The organism is Pseudomonas sp. KH_021 (assembly GCF_057838865.1).
Map to the genome: position 1 here is coordinate 5522444 of NZ_CM174477.1, position 22395 is coordinate 5544838.

The window sequence follows — 22395 nt, forward strand, 5'->3', positions numbered from 1 at the left end:
AAAGCGCTCCAACCCTTGCTAAAGAACATTGACCCCAGGTCAGACCGTCGCGGATTGATGCCTGTGCTCCTACTGGCCCTTGAGGCCTTAACGTAATTGGCATACCGCGAGCTTATTGAATGTTGGCCAGAAGCCGATCAGGCTTCCTCGAGTAGGCCTTATACATAGATGCAGCCGGGTAGCAGTGTTCAAAAGCGGGTTGATAGTGGGGGCGAGTCCATACATAGGAGCAAGGCTTGCCTGCGATAAAGACACCGCCGTGTGTCAGGAAAGACCGTGTCGTCTTCATCGCGGGCGAGCCCGGCTCCTACTGCATGAACGACAAAGGGTTGGGTGATTCGTCGTGCCAGAGCACCGCGAATCACCCAACCCTTCATTCCTGCCTACGTGAAGACCGATGAAACCGGCCGCAACGGCTAACTGCTGACCGTTGCCACTTCCGGCAGGCCCTTGATCCGCCGCCAGATAGTGCGACTGATGAACGCCAAGAGCAGAATCGCCAAGCTAGCGACGCCCAGTGCCAGCGGCATGCGTTGCTCTGGTATGAAGGCCATGCCGGTGACGATGCCGAGCATGCCAATGATGGCGACGTAGGTCAGGTAGGGATAGCACCACATCCGCACCTTGAGTTTCTCCGGCGACTCGCGTTCCAACTTCGCACGCAAGCGCAGCTGGGACAGCGCGATCAGCACATAGACGAAGATCGCCACGGTGCCATATGAGTTGACCAGAAAGGCGAAGATGGTCTCTGGCGATAGGTACGACATCACCACCGATAGATAGCCAAACACCGTACCGAACAGGATCGCACGGCGCGGTACGCCATTGGAGGACACCTTGGCCAGGCTGCGGGGTGCATCGCCGCGTCTGGTCAGTGCGAACAGCATGCGCGAAGACGCATAAATGCCCGAATTGAGGCAAGACAGCACTGCGGTCAGCACGATGGCGTTCATCACATGGGCGGCCCAGTCAAAGCCCATGGCTGCCAAAGCACTGGAGTAAGGCGTGAGCATGGCGGGCGAGTCCCAAGGGACCAGGGTGACCACCAGCAGGATCGAGCCGACATAGAAGAACAGGACGCGAGTGATCACCGAGTTGGTTGCCCGCGCAATCGAGCGCTCAGGATCTTTAGATTCTGCGGCCGCCACGGTGACGATCTCCGCGCCGAAATAGAATCCGGTTGCAGCCACCGCACCCGTCAGCACTGGCCCGATGCCGTTGGGCATGAAACCGCCGTGGCTGAGCATCGTACCCAGCCCGTGCTGTGTTTCGGTCGGCCACATGCCGAGCAGATACAACCCGCCCAGAAGCAGGAAAACCAGAATCGCCGCAACCTTGATCGAGGAGAACCAGAACTCGAACTCACCGAAGGAAGCAACCGAGCCCAAGTTGGTGAAGGTCAGAATGATCATCAGCGTCAGACTGATGGCCCAGGCCGGTACGTCCGGCAACCAGAACTGAATCAGCGAAGCGCCGGCCACGGCCTCCACGGCGACGACGATCACCCAAAAGTACCAATACATCCAGCCGGTGAGAAAGCCTGCCAGATTGCTGGTTTGCGGATGATCGGCCCAGGCCATGCGGGCATATTCGTAGAAGGATCCGACTGTCGGCAGGGCGCAGGCCATTTCGCCGAGCATGCGCATGATCAGGATGACCAGTGCGCCGGTGACCAGAAAGGACAACAGGGCGGCGGGCCCCGCCGACTGAATGACCACGCCGCTGCCGACGAACAACCCGGCACCGATGACACCACCCAGGGCGATCATGGTCATGTGACGTGGCTTAAGCCCTGTTTGCAGGCCGCCTTGGGATTGCCCTGATCGGGTTTGTTGAGGTACGGACATGCTGCTCACCCCATTTCGTTATTTTTTTTGTTGAAAAGGCAGTACAGAGGCAGTCGGTCATCGATCCTTTATGGTCGGGGAGCGAATCTGACTGTCTGGGGATTGTCTTGCTGGAGTGCAGAACTGTTTAGAACCAATTGCGGCGCATGGCTGGAGCCAAATCGGCTACGCCTTGCGCACATCCCTTCACATTATTTTTTAACGCCCTTTTCACCGGCTGTTGACGTTCAGCCCGCTACCGTGGGCGCCATGAAAAACCTTCGATTTATCATTGCAGTACTCGCCATCGCATTGTCCGTTGCACTGTTGATGGGCATCGGTGTTATCCCGCGCATGATAAAAAGCGCACCCGAGGCTCAAGAGGCACTCACAGCCGCTTGGCAGTCAGGTGAGGCCGTTGTTCTAATCCGCCACGCGGAACGCTGTGACCGATCCGAAGCTACCTGCCTGGGGCCAGCAGATGGCATCACGATACCCGGCAAGGAAATGTCGAACCGAGTGGGCGTGTTTTTCGAAGATCTTGGCCTTGAAAAAACCGATATTTACAACAGCCCCATGACGCGAACATCACAAACGGCTCACTTCCTGTTTGGCGGGCAAGCGACCAATCAGCAATGGCTGGCAGAATGTGATGCGATGTCCATCCAGGAGGTGCTGGCCCATAAACAAAAAGGCCGGAACTTGGTCGTCGTTACCCACAATGGTTGTATGAACCAGGTGCTCGAATCGCTGAACCTGTACGTTCATGGCGGACCTGATTATGGGTCATCGCTCATGGTTCGCTATAACGAACCGAGCGGCCAAACGCAGTTCCTGGGGTATTTGAAGGCACGTGATTGGGGCCGGGAAATATAGCCCCATCGTTTTGCAGCCCGCGCAGATGCACCCTGACCTCCGTCATTGCATATTTTGCTCAAAAAGCGTTTCAGCTCTCGCCCCCGCCGCCGATACAGCCAGTCTGAAGCACCGCTGGCCTCCAAGAACAACAACTGTCACCAGCGCATCAATCAAGACACTCAAGGTTCCTGGAGGGATTGTATGAACGCCTGGTTTGGCAATATCAGCGTTAATTTAAAACTTGGCCTGGGCTTCGGCCTGGTCCTGCTGCTCACACTGCTGCTGGCTATCACCGGCTGGACCAGCCTGGGCAGCCTGATCGACCGCAGCAACTGGATGACCGACATCACCCAGCTCAATTCGGCCTTGAGCAACCTGCGTATCAGCCGCCTGCAATATATGCTGGCCGATGGCGACGACACTGCTGGCGCCAAGGTCCAGGATCAACTGGACGCGTTCAGTCAGCAACAGCAGCGCTTGATGGGGAGTTTCAAAAGCCCGGAAAACCTCAAGCTGCTCAAAGAGGAAGGCGAGTTGATCGCGCAATACCAGCGTTCGCTGGACAAGATGCGCAGCGCCTACAAGACGGCCGCAGCCGCACGGCTGGAGATGGGACGCCACGCCGCCACCGCCTTCGCGTTGATCGAACAGATCAATCAGGCTGTGCAGGCCTTGCCGGAAAGCGACCCTCGCCGTTTTGAGCAGTTCCAAGCCATTACCCACGCCAAGGAACAACTGATTCTGCTGCGCTTTGAGGTACGTGGCTATGTCACTAATGTCAGCAACCAGAGCGAACAGGTGGCCCTGCGCCAACTCGATACAGCGCTCAACGTCACTCGCGCCCTGAACCATCAAGTGCCCGGCGAGCAAGCGCGCATCGAACGCTTCGAAGCGGCCCTGCTCAACTATAGCCAAGCCGTGCGCACCTTCACCCAGGCCAACAGCCAAGCCGTGCTGGCGCGCCAGGAGATGACTCAAGAGAATGTCGAGATCGTCAAGCGCAGCGACGAGCTGTACCAGATCCAACTGACCCGCCGCGATAATGAAAGCGCGCAGGCCCGCACGCTGCAGGTCGTCAGCACCCTGCTGGCGCTACTTTTTGGTGTCCTGTCAGCCTGGCTGATCACCCGGCAGATCACAGGCCCCCTGCGTGACACGCTGCAAGAGGTCGAGCGCATTGCCGCGGGCGATCTGTCTCGGGATATCCGCGTCACGCGCCGCGACGAGCTGGGTGTTCTGCAGCAAGGCATCCAGCGCATGGGCGCAACCTTGCGCGATCTGATCGGCGGCATTCGCGATGGCGTGACCCAGATCGCCAGCGCAGCCGAAGAACTGTCGGCGGTCACCGAACAAACCAGCGTCGGCGTCAACAGCCAGAAAGTCGAAACCGATCAGGTCGCCACGGCGATGCACGAAATGGCCGCCACCGTGCAAGAGGTGGCGCGCAATGCCGAGCAGGCCTCCCGGGCGGCCACCGATGCCGACACTCAGGCCCGCGATGGCGACAAGGTGGTCGCCCAGGCGATTGGCCAGATCGAGCGATTGGCCGAAGAAGTGCGCCGCTCCTCCGACGCCATGAACCACTTGCAGAAGGAAAGCGACAAGATCGGCAGCGTCATGGACGTGATCAAGTCGGTGGCCGAGCAAACCAATTTGCTGGCACTCAATGCAGCCATCGAAGCCGCCCGCGCCGGTGAAGCGGGACGCGGTTTTGCGGTGGTGGCCGACGAAGTGCGCGGCCTGGCCCTGCGCACCCAAAAATCCACCGAAGAGATCGAAGGTTTGGTGGCCGGTCTGCAAGCGGGCACCCAACAGGTTGCCAACGTGATGCTCAACAGCCAAAGCCTGACTGACAGCAGCGTTGAACTGACACGTCAGGCCGGAGGCTCACTGGAGAACATCACGCGCACGGTGTCGAACATCCAGTCGATGAACCAGCAAATCGCCGCGGCTGCCGAACAGCAGAGCGCCGTGGCCGAGCAGATCAGCCGCAGCATCCTGAATGTTCGCGATGTGTCCGAACAGACCGCGGCGGCCAGTGACGAAACAGCCGCGTCCAGCGTGGAGCTGGCGCGGCTGGGTAATCAGTTGCAGATGATGGTCAGCCATTTCAAGATTTGAAGCGGCCTGCAAACAAATGAGGGAGGGCCCAGAGTGCAATACCCTGGGCTCCCCTTATTTCACGACTTTCCCCACCCCGCGCCCACGTGGATCTGACGCCGTTTCAAGCGATGTCCCGTTCACCCGGATGGCCTGGATATCGCCCATCTCCCAGCCCTGGTCTTCCAGGGTGTAGCCCATGGCCTTGAGCTCGTCAGCCACCTTGCCGGTCAGCGGCGCATAGGCGTCGTAGTAGATCGTGTCCTTGGGCAGCAACTGGTGATGCACGCGCTGCGCAGCCACGGCTTTTTCCAGCGGCAGGTTGTAGTCATAGACGTTGTTCAGCACCTGGAAGATCGAGGTGAATATCCGCGAGCCGCCCGGTGTACCCAACACCAAGGTCACTTGTCCATCGCGGGTCACCAGGCTTGGGCTCATGGACGACAGCATGCGCTTGCCCGGTGCGATGGCATTGGCGTCGCCACCCACCACACCAAAGGCGTTGGCCACACCCGGCTTGGCACTGAAGTCATCCATTTCGTCGTTCAGCAGAAAGCCTGCGCCCTTGACCACCACGCCACTGCCGTAGTCCCAATTGAGGGTGTAGGTGTTGCTGACCGCGTTACCCTGGGAATCGACAATGGAGAAATGCGTGGTTTGATGCGGTTCCAGCCCAGGCCGGACATTCTCGGTCGGTGAAATCGCCGTCGGGTTGATCTCCTTGGCACGCTTGACGATGTAATCCTGGGCGGTCAGTTCGGCCACTGGCACCTTGGAGAACGCCGGGTCACCCAGATAGTCGGCCCGATCGGCAAACACCCGTTTCTCGATTTCCGCCAGCAAATGGATGTAGCGCGCCGAGTTCAGTTCTACCCCTTTGAAATCGGCGGCGCGTTGCTCCTTGATACCCAGCAGTTGAGCCAAGGCAATGCCGCCCGAGCTTGGCAGCGGCGCGGAGTACAGCGAATTGCCGCGCCAGTCGATGCGCATCGGCTCACGCCAGACCACTTTGTAATCGAGCAGATCCTGCTTGGAGATCAAGCCCTTGTCCTGCTCCATCTGCTTGACCAAAAGGTCGGCGGTCTTGCCCTCGTAGAACTCTTTCGCCCCTTGGTCGGCAATCCGTTCCAAGGTCTGGGCCAGCTCTGGCTGACGCAAGGTCTCGCCGACCTTCATGCTGCCGAAATAGTCGTTGAAGTTGGTCTTGTCGCTGAACAGCTTTTGCGCATCCTGGCGGTACTGGAATTGCTTCTCGGCCACCTTGAAGCCGTTCTTGGCATAGCCCACGGCAGGCGTCAGCAGCTCGGCCCATGGCAGCTTGCCGAATTTCTTGTGGGCTTCCCACAGCCCCATCACCGTACCCGGCACACCGGCAGCCCGGGCGCCGACCAGGCTCAAGTTTTCGATGACCTCGCCTTTTTCGTCCAGGTACATAGTGCGCGTGGCCGCCTTGGGCGCGGTTTCGCGATAGTCAATGAAGTACGGTTTGCCGTCCATGAACACGGTCATGAAACCGCCGCCGCCGATATTGCCGGCCTCAGGATAGGTCACGGCCAAGGTGAAGGCGGTCGCAACCGCAGCATCCACGGCGTTACCGCCTTTTTTCAGGATTTGCTCGGCCACCTGTGCGCCATATTGATCGGGCGCCGCCACGGCACCGCCCTCAAGGGTCACAGCCAAGGCAGAAGAACTGGCGAGGATCGCGGCACTCAGTGCCAGGGAACGGAACAACACCACGTGCATGGGACTTCCTTACTGTTGTTTTCGTTGAACAGTGAGTAAGGCCCACGAAGGAAGAGTTTTCAAATATCAGCAGAAAAAATCCGGTAGGAGCCAGCCTTGCAGGCTGTGTGAAAACTCAAAATTTGGTTGATTTAGGGGGTACTTGACCCCCTCCCGACTAGTCGATCGTCGCGTGTACGCGATTACAGGAGGTCGTTTTTTGAGTGGGTCGACTTTTGTCGGAGTTTTCACACAGCCTGCTTGGCTGCGATGAACGCTCCGCGGTGCATCAGGCATACCGCGGAGCGTTCATCGCAGCCAAGGCTGGCTCCTACAGTCATTCCAAAGCGCGAATGTGGAGTTTTGCATCAGCATGAGGCGTAGGCCGCCAGTTTCTGCTGGATGAAATCCAGGAAGCATTGAATCCGCAGGGCCAGTTGCGAGTTGCGGTAATACACCGCGTTGATCGGCTGGCGATAACCGCTATTGGCCTCGACCAATACCCGCCGCAGTCGGCCAGCCTGGATGTCATGGGCGGTCATGAAGTCCGACAGGCACACGATGCCCTGGCCTTCGATGGCCAATTGACGAAGGGTTTCGCCACTGGAGGCCGACAACTGCGGTTTGATGTGCCAGCGATCGCCTTCGGCGTGGCGAAGTGGCCAGTGGTTGAGGCTTTCGGTTTGGGTGAACCCCAGCAACACATGCCCGGACAATTCATGCACTGTGCGGGGCGTGCCATGGCGGGCCAGGTAATCGGGGCTGGCAAGAATATTGAGCGGGCTGCAGCCCAGCGAGCGGGCATGCAGAGTCGAGTCGGTCAGCGGGCCGATCCTGATGGCGACGTCAGTGCTCTGCTCCAACAGGTCGATGATCAGATCGTTGGTGTTGAGCTCCAACAGAATGTCCGGATACAACCGGCGAAACTCATCCACGTAAGGCACGATGGCGTGCAGCATGAACGGCGACGCCGCATTGATGCGAAGGCGCCCCGAAGGCGTCTGGTGGCGCAACGACAGGCGCTCCTCCAACTCCTCCATCTGCTCCAGGATCTGCTTGGCCCGCTCGAGGAAAAACTTGCCTTCCTCGGTCAGATCCATGCGCCGGGTGGTGCGATTGATCAGCGTGGTGTCGAGCTTGGCTTCAAGGCGCGACAAGGTCCGACTGATGGCCGAAGGTGTCTGGCCGATCTGTTCGGCTGCGGCGCTGATGGAGCCGCACTCGATCACCGAGACAAACACCTGCAACTCATCGGATCTGGCTTTCACGTCACGTTATTCCTGAAGATTCAGGCGTTGATAGTAGCGGCCCGGGCAACAATTGAAAGCCTGCCGTTCAAGCGCCAAGGCCGAGCACTGAGGCCAGATGCTGCTCATAGCGAGCGACGTCGGCGTGCACGTCCGGGCGCTTCATCACATCCACGCTCAGGAAGGTCGGCAAGGCGCTCATGCCCAGGAACTGGTTGGCCTTGTGGAATGGAAAGTAGACCGCATCCACACCCTTGGCTTCGAAGAAGTCAGTGGGGTCGTCGAAGGCTTGCTGGGGGGCATTCCAGGTCGCCGAAATCATGTACTGCTTGCCAGGGATGAGCCCGCCGCTGCCGTATTTCTGCGAAGCGTCGGAGCGGGTCCGGCCGTCGTTGGCATACAGGCTGCCATGGCCTTCGGTGAAGACTTCGTCGATGTACTTTTTCACGGTCCAGGGCGCGCCCATCCACCAGCCTGGCATCTGATAGATGACCACATCGGCCCAGAGGTATTTTTGCACCTCTTCTTGAATGTCGTAGCCGCCGTCGATAACAGTGGATTTCACATCAAGGCCGGCGCGGTCCAGAAAGGCTATCGCAGCGTCATGCAATGTTTCGTTGTAACGGCCATCGGAGTGCGCGAATTGTTTGCCACCGTTGAGCAAGAGAACCTTTTTCATGCTGTGCCTCGTCGTTTCAAGTCCCTGGGCTGCTGGCCGCTGGACTGGTGCAATGGGAATGGCGGCCAGTCTAGAGATCGACGCAGCGGGAAAACACCGTCACCAGGGCAAAATACATTTGCCCTGAACGCACGAATCGGTCACTTATTATTGCCTTAAAATGGCGACACCCTTTCCCTGGAGACACCCATGAGCGAACAGTTTGGATTCATCCTCAAAGCCAAGACCCGCCCTGAAAAAGCCGAAGCTTTTGAAGCCCTGTTTCGCAGCTACGTCGAGCCCAGCCGCGCAGAAGCCGGTTGCGTCGAGTACCACATGCTGCGCGACCAGAAAGACCCCAGCCTGTTCATGTTCTTTGAGATCTGGCGCAGCAAGGCCGATTTCGATCTGCACGTTGCCTTGCCGCACATGCAGCAATTCCACGAGCAACGCATGGACTACCTGGAGCACGACTTCGACATCCAGCCGATCGACATGCTCAGCCCTTCCTCGGCTAGCCGTTAGCGGGAATGGATAACGGTAGGTCGAGAACAGACAATCCAGCCGGCGCCAAGGCCGTTAGGGTGCAGGCTTGTTTGTTCACTTGCCAGGAGTTGTCATGTCCAAACCGATCGTTGTCCTTCGCGATACTCACCCGCTGCCAGTACTGGATGCCTGCAAATGGGAAAAGCTGGAAGGTGACCCGCACACCGTCAACCTCAATGCCTACACCAGCGAAGACGGCAGCAAGATCATGGGCACCTGGATCTGCACGCCAGGCAAGTGGCGTGTGAATTACGAGAAGTGGGAGTACTGCCATTTCCAGGAAGGCTATTGCGTGATCACCCCAGACGGCCAGGCACCGATCCACCTGCGCGCTGGCGACATCTTCGTGGTCGAGCCGGGGATGCGCGGTACGTGGGAAGTGGTGGAAACCGTGCGCAAGTATTTCGTCTTCGCCTGATACATCGCCCTGTAGGAGCAGAGCTTGTCGGGGCGCCGAACCGTCGCGATGGCCTCACCGCAATACATCAGGCAGACCGCGGCGCGTTCATCGCGAGCAAGCTCTGCTCCTACAGCGATGAACGCGCCGCGGTCTTCCTGATGCACCGCGGTGCGTTCATCGCAGGCAAGCCTAGCTCCTACAGAGGTAGCTCTCGACGATAGCGGAGAAGTCTTTACCTCCATCGCCACGCAAGCTCATCGCTTGATACAACTGCTGCGCCACCGCGCCCAGGATCACAGGCTGGTGTGCCTGTTTTGCTGCCTCAGTGGCCAGCCCCAGGTCCTTGAGCATCAGCTCTGCACCGAAGCCACCGGTATAGCCGCGTGACGCGGGTGCCGTCTCGATGATACCCGGCCATGGGTTATAGGTATCAGAACTCCAACACCGCCCGGTCGAGCTGTTGATGACGCCGGCCAGCACTTGGGTATCGATACCCAGCGCGTTGCCCAGGGCCATGGCTTCGGACACGCCGATCATGGAGATCCCGAGGATCAGGTTGTTGCAGATTTTGGCGATCTGCCCGGTGCCGATTTCACCGCAATGGACGATATTGCGCCCCATCTGCGCCAACACCGGCTGCAAGGTGGCAAACAGCTCGGCCGTGGCCCCCACCATGAACGTCAAGGTACCAGCCTGCGCCCCACCGGTGCCCCCAGACACAGGCGCATCCGCCAGGGCAACGCCTTGGCGAGCCGCCGCCTGGAAGACGTCACGCGCCGTCTGCGGGTCGATGGTGCTGCAGTCGACCGCTGGCGTGCCGGCGCGAATGCCGGCCAGCACGCCATCTTCATTGAGATAAACACTGCGCACATGGGGAGCAGCCGGAAGCATGGTGATCACCAGCTCGCTCTCCTGCGCAGCCTCGCGAGGTGAGTGGCTGATGGTGCCGCCCAATTGCGCCAGTTCCGCCAGCACAGCCTGATTGAGGTCAAACAGGTTCAGTTGGTGGCCAGCCTTGATCAGGTTGCGCGCCATGGGCGCGCCCATATGGCCCAGACCGATGAATGCGATACGCATGGCTTAGTCTCCTCAGCGCAAGTGAATGGTGGTGTTCACGCCATCATTGACCGTGTCATCGTCGAACCAGCGGCTAGTGACGGTCTTGGTCTGGGTGTAGAACTGCACCACCTGTTTGCCGTACGGGCCCAGGTCGCCCAGCTTGGAGCCACGCGAACCAGTAAAGCTGAAGAATGGAACCGGCACGGGGATCGGAATGTTGATGCCCACCTGGCCCACATCGATTTCGGTTTGGAACTTGCGAGCGGCGGCGCCACTTTGGGTGAACAGGCCAGTGCCGTTGCCGAAGGGGTTGCGGTTGACCAGGGCGATGGCCTCATCGAGGGTGTCGACTTCCAGCACCACCAGCACGGGGCCGAAAATTTCCTGGGTGTAGATCTGCATGTCGGTGGTCACCCCGGAAAATAGGGTTGGCCCGATAAAGTTGCCTTCTTCGAACCCTGGCACCTTGATACCACGGCCATCGAGCTCGAGCTTGGCGCCTTCCTTGACACCGCTTTCGATCAAGCCCAGCACACGCTCCTTGGCGCGCTTGGAAACCAGCGGCCCGACATCAGTGCCTGGCTCGCTGCCCGCGTTGACTTTGAGCTTGGAAGCCAGCTCCTTCAGGTCTGGCAGCCATTGGCGCGCCGCCCCGACCAGCACCACCACCGAGGTAGCCATGCAACGTTGCCCGGCCGCACCGAAACCGGCACCCACCAGCGCGTTGAGCGCCTGAACCCGATTGGCATCGGGCAGCACCACTGCATGGTTCTTGGCGCCCATCATCGACTGCACGCGCTTGCCGTGCTGGCCAGCCAGGTTATACACATGCGTGCCGACTTCGGTGGAGCCGACAAACGAAATGGCCTTGATATCCGGGTGGGTGCAGATCGCATCGACCACCTCTTTACCGCCATGCACCACGTTCAGCACACCGGCGGGCACCCCAGCTTCCAGTGCCAACTCAACCAGCATCATGGTCGACAGCGGGTCCTGCTCGGAAGGCTTGAGGACGAAGGTGTTGCCGCAGGTAATCGCCATGGGGAACATCCACAGCGGAATCATCGCCGGGAAGTTGAACGGGGTGATACCGGCACAAACACCGATGGGCTGGCGCAGCGTGTAGGTATCAACGCCACCCGCGACGTTTTCGGCATGTTCGCCCATCTGCAAGCTGCCGATGGAACAGGCATGCTCGACCACTTCCAGGCCGCGGAAAATATCGCCTTCGGCATCGGCAATGGTCTTGCCTTGTTCAGCGCTCAAGGTCACGGCAATGCGCTTGGAGTGTTCGCGAATCAGTGCCTGCAGCTTGAGCATGATGCGCATGCGAGCGCCGATGGGCGTATCGCGCCAGGTGACGAAGGCTCGTTGGGCCGCGGCCACGGCGGCATCGACTTCCTCGCGGGTCGCGAAGGGGACTTTGGCCAGTACCTGCTGGGTTGCCGGGTTGACGATATCGCGCCATTCCGTAGTACGAGACTCGACCCATTGGCCGTCGATCAACAACTTGACCTGCTCGACCTTGGTACCCGGTGTGATGGAAGCGTTCATGAAGGATCTCCTGATTATTGTTGTGGAGAAATCAACGCTGGCGAAACCATCGGCTCAGCGCACTTGGTGCTAGGGACTGATTTGAAGTATAGATGTGCAAAGATCCAATAAGAACGCACATAAAAACCGGTCCAACATGCAAAAAAACATCACTTCCCTAGGCTCGTTGAACTGGGACGACCTCAAGTTTTTTCTTGAAGTCGCCCGTACCCGCAAGGCCAGCAGCGCCGCCAAGCGCCTGGGCGTGGACTACACCACCGTGTCACGGCGAATCAGCTCGCTGGAGCTGGCACTGGGCACCTTGCTGTTTGAAAAGTCCCGCACCAGTGGCTTTGTACTGACCGCCGAAGGCCAGCGCCTGTTGAGCTATGCCGAATCCATCGAAAGCACATTGCACATGGCGTGCGAGCAGGTATCCGGCTCTGGCGTGGCGCTGTCTGGCCATGTGCGCATGGGCTGCACCGAAGGCTTTGGCAGTTTTTTCATCACTCCCCAGCTTAGCCACTTCGTCGATGCCTACCCGGCCATCTCGGTGGATATCCTGCCGTTGCCGCACTTCATCAGCCTGTCCAAGCGTGAAGCCGATATCGTCATCGCGCTGGAACGCCCCGAGCACGGGCCGTATGTGTGCTGCAAGCTCTGCGACTATCGCTTGCAGCTGTACGCCACCCAGGAGTACCTGGACCGCCACGACCCCATCACCCGCCCGGCCGACCTGGCCCGGCATCAATTCATCAGCTATGTGGACGATCTGGCCTTCAGTTCAGAATTGCTCTACCTGGCCAACCTGCTGCCGGCCGCCAACGCGAGCCTGCGCAGCACCAGCGTGATTGCGCAGTACGTGGCGGCACAACAAGGCCGCGGCCTGGCCATCTTGCCGTGCTTTCTCGCCGCGCAAGACGCCCGGCTGCTGCCGGTGTTGCCAGAGGAAGTGGATATCACCCGGCAGTTCTGGATGTACTGCCGGGAGGATTTGAGGAAGCTGAAGCGGATTACCCTGCTCTGGGATTACATCCGCGAGGTGACCGAGCGCAACCAGCCCTTGTTGATGGGCCAGTCGCGCACGATGTTGTTCAATGATTGAGTGTGCTGGCGAGGATCAGACCTGTTCGAGCATCAAGCCACTGAGGCGTTTGACCTTGCGTCGCACCGCCTCCTCAAAAACACCTCTGCGCGGTTCGATCAGGCTGAACCAGTGCTTGGCCCGAGTGATGCCGGTGTAGATCAATTCCTTGGTCAGTACCGGGTTCAAGGCATCAGGCAGGATCAAGGCCGTGTGTGCAAACTCCGAGCCCTGGGATTTGTGCACGGTCATGGCAAAGACGGTTTCCACATCATTGAGTCGGCTGGGCAGCACAAAACGCACCCCGCCCTTGCCATCATTGCGCGGAAAGGCCACGCGCAAGGCTTGCCGCTCTCTCCCCTCACCGTCGGGCAGGCGCAAGGCAATGCCGATATCCCCGTTCATCAGGCCCAGGCCGTAGTCATTGCGGGTCATCAATACCGGGCGACCCTCATACCATTGTTGATCGCCGTCGATCAGTTTTGCCGCGAACAGGGCCTGGGTGACGCGCACATTCAGGCCTTCGACACCCCAGGGCCCTTTACGTACAGCACAGAGCAACTGGAAAGACTCAAAGGCCTGAAGCACCGACCGCGCCCACTCACTCCAACGGTTGTCTTCAGATGAGAGCTGGACTGGCGGGCGCCCCTCCTGCAATACCTTCAAGTAATGCCGATACCCCTGCCCCCCTTCGCTCCCTTGCCCCAAGCCTTGCAACAAGAAGCGGTCCAGCGCCCTGTCCTTTTCACCGCGCAACGCCAGGTTGAACAGATCCGCCGGGCTTGAATCGGCAAGCAGGGCCCGCGCTTCATCGGCTTGCTGTTGGTTGACCAACCGCGCCAGTTGGCCAATGCCGCTGCCCTGCCCGAAGCGGCGGGAGTGGCGCAGCATCACCACCTGCTGAGCCAATGGATTTCCGGCTTCGCTGCCCTCCTGCAGCCCGCTGTGGGCCAGGTCTTCACCGCTCATTTGCTCAAGCCAGGCGCGCGTTTGCGGGCTGTACCGGCCCGTTTCCGCATCCCGGCACAAGTCGCCGAGCACTGCACCGGCCTCAACCGATGCCAGTTGATCCTTGTCGCCCAGCAACACCAGACGAGCATGGGCAGGCAGGGCATCGAGCAGGTTGGCCATCATCTCCAGATCGATCATCGACGCCTCATCGATCACCAGCACGTCCAGCGGTAATGGATTGCTCGCGTGATGACGAAAATGCCGGGTGCCCGGTCGGCTGCCGAGCAAACGGTGGACGGTGGTGACTTCGGTGGGAATTTTCTCGCGAACGGCCGCATCGACGGTCAGCCCCTGGACCTGCTGGCTGATGGACTCGGTCAGACGGGCAGCCGCCTTACCGGTGGGCGCCGCCAGACGAATACGCAAGGGTGTGCCGGCCTCGACCGCCGGCCCCTGGAGCAGGGCCAGCAAACGCACGACCGTGGTGGTTTTACCCGTCCCCGGGCCACCGGTGATGATGCTGAAGGCGCGCCGAGTGGCCAGGGCACAGGCCAGCTTCTGCCAATCGATCTGTGCTTGCGGCGTGTTGAACAGCGCAGTGAGTCGCGCAGGCAGCTCGATCGGAGCGACTTCGTGGCGGGTGAGCCTTTCGCGCAAGGCGCTGTCGATCCGCCGCTCGTAGGACCAATAGCGACGAAGGTAAAGGCGCGTTTGCGACAAGACCAATGGCCGTCGACGGGCCTGTTCGCTGTTGTCCCCTGCCAGTGCGACCAACGGGCTGTCGGCCAGTGTTCGACGCCAGGTTTCGGTATCCAGGCTTTCGAGCAGTTGAGAAGGCAATAGCAGCGGCCCGGCCAGAGCGTCGCCCTCAGGGGGTAACGAGAGGGCGAAATCCGGTTCGGCCAAGGTTTCGCCCAAGTCCAGGCAGACATGCCCATGACCCAGTTGATGGCTGGTCAAGGCAGCGGCCAACAACACCAGTGCGTCGCCTTGCGGGGCGCGTTCGGCCAGGAATGCGACAAAAGCGCGGTCCAGGGCGCGCAGCCATCCCCGCTCGACCCAGCGGTCAAGCAGGCTCAACAAATCCTGGCTGCTGGAGAGCGGTGATAACGCACTGAGCGAGGCGGCATCCAGCGTCATCGGCAACAAATCAGCAAAGGTACGGCTCATGCCAGCTCCCCTCCAAACAGGTCCATTTGCGGTGCCTGGACTCCGCCGCTGAACAGCAGGTCCAGTTGTTCAATCAGCTCACGGTCAGGGCGAGCAAAATAGGCGCCGTGGGTACTCGCACGAATACCGCGCATAAAGACAAACACGGCACCGCCGACATGCAGGTCATAGTCATAATCGGGTAACCGAGCCTTGAGCTGGCGATGCAGGGCCAGCAGGTACAACACATATTGCAGGTCGTAACGGCTGTCGAGGATCACGGTCTCCATCGCAAGCTCTGTGTAGGCCGACTCATCTGTGCCCAGCCAATTGGATTTGTAGTCCAGCACGTAGTAGCGGCCATTGTGCTCAAAGACAAGGTCGATAAAGCCCTTGAACATGCCGTTGAGTTGCGAACTTTCCGCAGCGGCTCGGGCGATGCCCTGGTGGGTGTGCTCTCGCACCAGGGCATCGAGCCTTGATACGTCGACATGATGGCTGGCAAACCAGAACTCCATTTCGACCTGGTACTCACGCAAGTCGCCAAGGGCTACGGGTTCATCATCGCCTGCCAGCCCAAGCGGCGTTTTCAGCAGGTCATTCAGCCAGTTGGTAAGGGTCGCAATCCAGCCCTGCCAACCGCGACGGTTACAGCGGCGGGCGACCGCATCAGTAACGCTCAGCGGGTCATTGCACGTTCGCTCAAAACCTTCACGACCTGCCCATTCCAACAAGCCGTGGAGAAACGTGCCCGGGTTCGGGCCACGTGGAAAGCGGTGGATGTCTCCCGTCAGGGGCACGGCTTCCCGCAGGGCTTGAGGGTCGGGACGCTCATCGTCGAACAGTTTTTGTGCCAGCGCGCTGTCCGCCACCTGACCACTGCCGGAGGCAATTTCCTCACCAATGCGCAATGCACTGTAGGAAGCGATCCACCAGTTTTCTGCAGCACGGCGTTTCGGTTGGCGTGCCGGGAGCAACTGCGATTCATTGGGCGGTGGGGTGTAGGCCTGATCGGTGGGCAGTGGCAAAGCGCTGTACTTGATGGCCGCACAACCTTGTTCCAGTGCCTGCAACCATCCGCTCAGCGCCGTGGACTCAGGCAACTCTGCGCCGCCACCAAGCAAGTAACCCAGTGCCGATCGGTGCAGCAGCGATGCCTTGTTGCTGCCACGCTTGAGGTCCGCCACACCCAGCCAGCAGGCATGTCGTGCGCGAGTCAAGGCAACGTAAAGCAGCCGCAAGTCTTCGGCCAGGCGTTCGTCATCGGCCAGTGCGATCTGATCGGTTGTGGGTGCGAGCGTGATGGACAAACGGCCCTGCTCATCATGCCAGCTCAAGGGCAGGCGTTTTCCATCCACCGGCTTGGACGAACAGATGAAGGGCAGGAAGACCAGCGGGTACTCCAGGCCTTTGGACTTGTGGATGGTCACGACCTTGACCAACTGCTCATCACTTTCAAGGCGCAGGATCTGCTCTTCACCGGCCTGCCCGGAGGCGGCCAGGTGCTCACTCAGGTGACGGATCAAGGCTTGCTCGCCGTCCAGTTCAGTAGCGGCTTGTTGCAGCAACTCGCAAAGATGCAGCAAGTTGGTCAAGACTCGCTCACCATCGCTGCGGTGCATCAGCGCCTTGGGCAATGCAAAGTCATGCAGATAGCGTCGCAACATGGGCAGCACACCCTGGCTGCGCCAAATGCTCCGATAACCCCGGAACTGCATGACGCGCTGCTCCCACACGCGCTCGTCCTGATTCAGACGCTCAAGTTCAACGAGTGGCAGGTCCAGCGTGATGCTTGCCAAGGCTCCCTTGAGCAAGCGTTCGAGATCCGGTTCGGCGCAGGCTTTAAGCCAGGCCAGCAAGTCGTGAGCTTCCTGAGTGGAAAATACCGAGTCCTTGTCTGACAGATAGACGCTGCGCACACCGCGCGCCGCCAGCTCTGCGCGCACCACCTGGGCTTCGTTCCCGTCGCGGACCAGAATGGCGATGTCCGAGGGTGCAACACCCGCAAAGCCGCCATCGGGCCGAAGGAAGCCGCAGCTGCCCTGCTGACCGCCGTTCAGCAAATGCACGATCTCACTGGCACAGCTGGCCGCCAGGTGCTGACGGTAAACGGTACCCGACACCGGTTCTTCGCTCGCTAACTGCCAAAGGCTCAAGGCCGGCTGCGGCTGACCGTCAACCTGCAACACCTCTTTGCGCCCTTGAGCCTTGACGGACACAAAGGGCACGGGGTTGATTTGGCCCTGTCGGAACAGGAAGGCTCCGCGCCCTTGCTCACTGGTTTCTGCGCGGGCAAACACATGATTCACCGCTTCGACCATCGCGTGGCTGGAGCGAAAGTTGGTGTCCAGGGTATGCAGGCGCCCTTGCGTCGCGTGCCGTGCGTGCAGGTAGGTGTGGATGTCGGCGCCGCGAAATGCGTAGATGGCCTGCTTCGGGTCACCGATCAGGAACAACCCCGTATTCGGGTCGTTGTCCTGAATGTGGTAGATCCGCTCGAAGATGCGGTATTGCACAGGATCGGTGTCCTGGAACTCGTCGATCAGGGCAACCGGGAACTGCTCCCGAACCAGGCTCGCCAGACGCTCGCCCCCTTCGCCTTGCAGCGCGACATCCAGACGCACCAGCATATCGTCGAAGCCCATTTCGGCACGACGACGCTTTTCCTCTTCAAAATGCGCCCCCACCCAGCGAGCGGCATGCTCGAGCACCGCTGCGTCTGGCGTCGGGAGTGCTTGCAGTCGATCTGGCAAGGTCAACATGGCGTCCAGCGCTGGGTGCTGGGGGGCGTCACCTTTCCACGCCTGAGCCATGCCTTCTGGAGTAAATCGGCTGAACCCGGTCCCCAGATCCAGCTCCAGCTCATCGGGGTCATTGGCCCAATGGCTGAGCTTTTCACACCAGGGCTCGAAGTACCGCGCTTGCAGCTTGCGACCATCCACCGACTTGCTGCGCAGCCCTTCGTGACAGAGTTCACGCAGCTCGATCGCCCATTGCCCCCAAGGCGCCTTGAGCACTTGTAACGCTTGCGAGCGTTCCTGCAGCACGGCAGTGATTAATTCGCCGAGTTCCTGCGCCTGATCGGCAGGCAGTTGTTTACCCAATAAAGCTCGAACCCTTGGCAACAAGGCTGCCGGACTTACCCAGTGGTTGCGCACCCACTCCAGGGCCTCTCCCCCCAGTCCATAGCAGAAGCGCCGCCAGTAATCGCGCAGCACCTCGCCGAGCAGCTCGCTGTGATCGGTTTCCAATGTCTGGGTGAACAGGCTGCCGCTGTCGAACGCATGCTCACGTAGCATACGCTGGCACCAACTGTGAATCGTCGAAACAGCGGCTTCATCCATCCATTGGGCAGCGACATCCAGCCGACTGGCGCAAGCAGCGTAATGCTCAAGGGCATACTCGTCGCGCAAATCAGCAATCATCGAGTCGGGGGCCTCGATTTCGTTACGAAAGAATCGTGCTGCCTCGGCAAGGCGCGTGCGAATACGATCGCGCAGTTCTTTCGTGGCGGCATCGGTAAAGGTCACCACCAGAATTTGGGGTGGCAGCAATTCTCGACCAAAACCATTGGCTCCTCCATGCCCCAGCACCAGACGCAAGTAGAGCGCGGAAATGGTAAACGTCTTGCCAGTACCGGCACTGGCTTCAATCAACTGACTGCCGTGCAGAGGGAAGGCCAGGGCCAGTGGCTGAGTCGTATTAGAAGTCATGAACGGGCCTCCTCGGCACTCAGTGATTGCCAGGGAGCCTCGAACATCGGGCGGTACAGACTCTCGCACCAACCTTCGAATTCTTCACCTTCGACCAGCGCTGCGAAATCGGGGAACTGACGCAACAACGCTGTGCTTTCACTGCGCTCGCCGTTGCTGTTCTGGCCATCACCTTCGTAGGCCTTGGCGGCTGCAGCCAAAGCCTTGTCGGAGTCAGTCTGGCCTAGCCAGGCAAAGGCTGTCTTGACCGCTACAGGAAGCGGCGTGTTCATGCCTGCCTGGCGGGCCAGCAACAGGATGCCCAGGGCTTCGCGCGCTTGATTGGAATCGATCGGCCCCAACAACAGGGTGTCGTCGTTGGCCACTAATGCACTGCTCAATGGGAGGCCCATTGCACAGGCTGCCAGATGAATTACCCATGTGGCGGTGAGACGGTGCCACTTACGTGATCGAGCCGAGCCAATGGCATTGGGGACCGTGACCACGCTCAGCAGACCGCCATCAGCACGCTGATGAAGTCCACCCAGCCACCCTTCAAGCGTCAGGTCGCCCTGCTGGAAGCGGATGGCCTGGGCACTGTCCACACGGGTTGGCCATCGGCTCAATAGGTGCTGATAACGTGCCACCAGATCAGGCAAAGGCGCTATCAATTCTTCCTGCAGGCATGCGCCAAAACCGGCCATGGGCAGCAAGCCACTGCCCTGCAAATGCCGCGCTTGGCCTTTCAAGGCTTGCTCGTATTGCTGTGGATCGGCCAGGGCGGCGCCCAGCAGACGCTCGCTCAAGCTGTAACGCTGGAGTGCATCCAGCTCGAAGGGCTCTTCATCGGCCAAAGGCGCTTCGACCGACTCGAAAAATACTTTCAGGCGTTGGCTGAAAAAATGCCTGACCGGATGGCGAAGAAAGTCTTGAAGCTGGCCCAAGGACAGCGGCTCGTCTGGTGTGTAGGGATCGAGGGGCATTGCCACGGCGTCAGGCGATGGTCCGGCATGCAATACCTGCCATTCGCTGGCGTAACTGATCAGCCCACTGTCCTTATGGAAATATCGGGCACTGAAAGGCTGTAGGGGATGTTCGACAGTCAACGCATGAAGCAGCTGCTCGCCCGCGCTGTCCGAGGATTGTGCCTGCGCATTAGCCAATCTCCAGCCGCCTGCAAGGTGATCACGCAGTTGCCCGATCAGTACCGAGGCTGGACGCTCACTGTTGTCGCGGATACTGCGCCCGACCCAACTGATATAAAGCTGGTCTCGCGCCGATAGCAGGGCTTCGAGGAGCAGATAACGGTCATCCTCGCGGCGCGAGCGATCACCTGGGCGGTAATCACTGCCCATCAGGTCGAAGTCCAGCGGCGGCTGCGCACGGGGGTAGTCACCGTCGTTCATGCCAAGCAAACAAACAACCTTGAACGGGATAGCCCGCATTGGCATCAAGGTGCAGAAGTTGACAGCTCCTGCCAGGAACCGTTGCGACAAGCGCCCCTGATCCAGGCCTGCAAGCCAGGCCTCACGCACGACCGTCAGCGGCAGCGGATCACTCAAGCCCACGGTCTCACAGGTCTGCAGCCAATCTTCGCGCAAGTCTTCAAGCTGCAGTAACAGGTAGTCGTCGTGCTCGTTTTCGGCGAGGAAAAACAACTGCAACAACGCCTGCAAGCGCTTCCCCCACTCGACCGGAGAAGCCGGCTGCGCGAGCTCACGATGGGCAACCTCAAGGGTGTCCAGCAACGCCACCAATGGGCCAATCAACGCAGCATCAAGCCCGCCAATTTCATCATAGGGTTCAATGCCGTCGCAGCTCTCCCCCGTGCCTACTGCGTAACCCAGCAACATCCGGCGCAATCCAAAACGCCAGCTGTTCTGCTCCAACCCACCCGGCAGCCCCAAGCCTTCGCGCTGTTCGGCATTGAGCCCCCAGCGAATGCCCGCGCCTTCGATCCAGCGATGGAGCGTTGGCAAGTCCCGCTCCTGCATGCCGAAGCGCGTTCGAATGGCGGGGACATCGAGCAAGTCGAGAATCTCACTGACCGCAAAGCGACTGTCTGGCAGTTTTAGCAAATGCTCCAGTGCAATGAGCAGCGGATCACGACCGCGTTGCCCTTGGTCAGTCAGTGTGAAAGGAATGAACCGGCGATCATCCTTCATGATTTGCCCAAACACAGCACGTATATGCGGTGCGTAAGCATCGATCTGCGGCACCATCACAATCACATCGCGTGGGCGCAGCGTAGGGTCGGCGTTGAATCGGGCGAGGAGTTGATCATGGAGTATTTCCACTTCCCGTTGAGCGCTGTGAGCCACATGAAAGCGAACCGAGCGATCTCTCTTCGGATCGACGTCAGGCCACAGTTGCCGGGATTCAGCCAGTGGCCGCAGCTCCAGGATATCGTCCTGCAATTGGTTGAGCAGGTTGTGCGGCTCGCCTTCACTGAACAGATCGATGCGGCCATCTCGAAACGAAGCGCGGTAACTGCTGGGATCATCGTAGCTGTCCAGCAGGTTGATATAGTCGCGCCCTTGCTTGCCCCAGGCCGCCAGCAAAGGATGTGCGTGCTGGTGCAAGACGGTGGCATCGATCAGCGCGGGCATGCCCTGCTTGCGGGATTGTCGTTTGTACTGATGGCGCAGTAGGTCTTTGTCGGCAACGATATCGGCCCAGTGATGGCGACAAGGGTTATGAACGCACAGCAACACTTGACTGAATCGGGCCAGTCCCGCGAGTGCTTCCAAGCCTTGAGCGGGCAACGAAGAAATACCGAAAACGATAACCCGCGAAGGCAGCCCCGTAGGTGCTTCAGCCAGGGTATTGATACGTTCGATGAAGCGCTGATGCACGCCAGCTCGACTCTGGGCCATGCCTTCGGCGCCAACATCCAGCAACAGGGCACGCCAGAGTTCGGCCTGCCAGACGTTGGCAGCGGCCAAAGGCTTGGCTTCGCCGCGCACGTTTCGGATCTGGTGGCGCCCTGCAGCCCAGTCTTCTAACCAGTCGGCCCGATAGACCTGATATTGGTCAAACAGATCAGCCAAGCGCTCCGACAGTTGGTAGCGCTTGCGCAGGTCCTTATCGTTCGTCAGGAAGCGCTGTAGCGGCTCGAAGTGAGGCTGCTCGATGACTTGCGGGAGCAGGCGCATCAATCGCCAAGTCAAGGGAGCCTTGTCCAGGAGAGAGGCCTGCGGAATCTCATCTCGGCCCAATACCATTCGGTACAACTGCCACATAAAACTACCGGGCAACTGCACGTCGATGGCAGCCGCTATACCGCATCCGCCCTGGTCATCATCCAGCGCGTCTTCGGCCAGGGCCAGCTTCAGCCACTGGGCTATACCATTGCTTTGCACCAGGACAATTTCGTTTTCCAGCGGGGCCAGGGGGTAACGCCGCATCCAGCCAACCACGAGGCTGCGCAACTCATCCAAGCGGTTGCCATGCACCACCATGAAACCCGGAGTGAGTGAGCGATCATGCGGCATAGAGAGGTCCTTGGTAACGAGTGCGATAAGGGGGGAACCTTAGCATTATCAGCAGCCAGTACGGGCTACGGCCTTC

The 22395-nt window shown here is 59.7% G+C and carries 13 protein-coding genes and 2 pseudogenes; 6 read left to right on the top strand and 9 right to left on the bottom strand.

The genetic code is table 11. The features are described from left to right. Positions 1 to 416: 416 nt before the first annotated feature. Positions 417 to 1847: an amino acid permease gene (locus tag AC3IX4_RS25505; RefSeq protein ID WP_489258094.1), complete on the bottom strand. Its 1431-nt coding sequence runs from the start codon at positions 1845 to 1847 to the stop codon at positions 417 to 419. Positions 1848 to 2096: 249 nt separating this feature from the next. Here AC3IX4_RS25505 and pmrG point away from each other — a divergent pair, with 249 nt between their 5' ends. The 3 genes and pseudogenes from pmrG to AC3IX4_RS25520 all read left to right on the top strand — a co-directional run. Beyond that, complete coding sequence (pmrG, locus tag AC3IX4_RS25510; protein WP_489258095.1) at positions 2097 to 2702, top strand: lipopolysaccharide core heptose(II)-phosphate phosphatase PmrG; 606 nt, start codon at positions 2097 to 2099, stop codon at positions 2700 to 2702. Between the two features lie 183 nt (positions 2703 to 2885). Beyond that, positions 2886 to 3683: pseudogene (locus tag AC3IX4_RS25515) on the top strand (methyl-accepting chemotaxis protein); the annotation flags it as partial. A 525-nt stretch (positions 3684 to 4208) separates the two neighbouring features. Then, a pseudogene (locus AC3IX4_RS25520) lies at positions 4209 to 4805 on the top strand (methyl-accepting chemotaxis protein); the annotation flags it as partial. A 54-nt stretch (positions 4806 to 4859) separates the two neighbouring features. On the opposite strand, the gene ggt reads toward AC3IX4_RS25520, so the two are convergent. The 3 genes from ggt to mdaB all read right to left on the bottom strand — a co-directional run bounded on the left by ggt (position 4860) and on the right by mdaB (position 8432). Beyond that, a complete protein-coding gene (ggt, locus tag AC3IX4_RS25525; protein WP_489258096.1) occupies positions 4860 to 6527 on the bottom strand; it encodes a gamma-glutamyltransferase in 1668 nt (555 codons plus the stop codon). Between the two features lie 347 nt (positions 6528 to 6874). Continuing rightward, positions 6875 to 7774, bottom strand: coding sequence for a LysR substrate-binding domain-containing protein (locus AC3IX4_RS25530; RefSeq protein ID WP_489258097.1), 900 nt, complete (start codon positions 7772 to 7774; stop codon positions 6875 to 6877). Positions 7775 to 7841: 67 nt separating this feature from the next. Beyond that, positions 7842 to 8432 (bottom strand): NADPH:quinone oxidoreductase MdaB, encoded by a 591-nt coding sequence (gene mdaB / locus AC3IX4_RS25535; protein ID WP_489258098.1) that lies wholly within the window; start codon positions 8430 to 8432, stop codon positions 7842 to 7844. 189 nt (positions 8433 to 8621) lie between these two features. Between mdaB and AC3IX4_RS25540 the strand changes: the two genes are divergently transcribed. Both AC3IX4_RS25540 and AC3IX4_RS25545 read left to right on the top strand, forming a co-directional pair. Continuing rightward, complete coding sequence (locus AC3IX4_RS25540) at positions 8622 to 8936, top strand: putative quinol monooxygenase (RefSeq protein ID WP_489258099.1); 315 nt, start codon at positions 8622 to 8624, stop codon at positions 8934 to 8936. Positions 8937 to 9030: 94 nt separating this feature from the next. Next, the gene (locus AC3IX4_RS25545) at positions 9031 to 9375 is read left to right on the top strand and encodes a cupin domain-containing protein (protein WP_489258100.1); all 345 of its coding nucleotides are present in this window, start codon (positions 9031 to 9033) and stop codon (positions 9373 to 9375) included. A gap of 171 nt (positions 9376 to 9546) precedes the next feature. Here the strand turns inward: AC3IX4_RS25545 and mmsB are convergent, their stop codons facing one another. Beyond that, positions 9547 to 10434, bottom strand: a complete 888-nt coding sequence (mmsB, locus tag AC3IX4_RS25550) for a 3-hydroxyisobutyrate dehydrogenase (protein ID WP_489258101.1) — start codon at positions 10432 to 10434, stop codon at positions 9547 to 9549. Between the two features lie 12 nt (positions 10435 to 10446). Then, complete coding sequence (locus AC3IX4_RS25555; protein WP_489258102.1) at positions 10447 to 11970, bottom strand: CoA-acylating methylmalonate-semialdehyde dehydrogenase; 1524 nt, start codon at positions 11968 to 11970, stop codon at positions 10447 to 10449. 136 nt (positions 11971 to 12106) lie between these two features. Here AC3IX4_RS25555 and AC3IX4_RS25560 point away from each other — a divergent pair, with 136 nt between their 5' ends. Then, complete coding sequence (locus tag AC3IX4_RS25560; RefSeq protein ID WP_489258103.1) at positions 12107 to 13054, top strand: LysR family transcriptional regulator; 948 nt, start codon at positions 12107 to 12109, stop codon at positions 13052 to 13054. A gap of 15 nt (positions 13055 to 13069) precedes the next feature. Here AC3IX4_RS25560 and recD read toward each other — a convergent pair whose 3' ends face one another. From recD to recC, 3 genes are read right to left on the bottom strand one after another with little or no spacing between them, the layout of a single operon-like run. After that, positions 13070 to 15154, bottom strand: a complete 2085-nt coding sequence (gene recD, locus AC3IX4_RS25565; protein ID WP_489258104.1) for an exodeoxyribonuclease V subunit alpha — start codon at positions 15152 to 15154, stop codon at positions 13070 to 13072. Next, positions 15151 to 18846, bottom strand: coding sequence for an exodeoxyribonuclease V subunit beta (gene recB, locus AC3IX4_RS25570; RefSeq protein ID WP_489258105.1), 3696 nt, complete (start codon positions 18844 to 18846; stop codon positions 15151 to 15153). The genes recD and recB overlap by 4 nt, the downstream gene beginning before the upstream one ends. Continuing rightward, positions 18843 to 22319, bottom strand: coding sequence for an exodeoxyribonuclease V subunit gamma (recC, locus tag AC3IX4_RS25575; RefSeq protein WP_489258106.1), 3477 nt, complete (start codon positions 22317 to 22319; stop codon positions 18843 to 18845). The genes recB and recC overlap by 4 nt, the downstream gene beginning before the upstream one ends. Positions 22320 to 22395 lie beyond the last annotated feature (76 nt).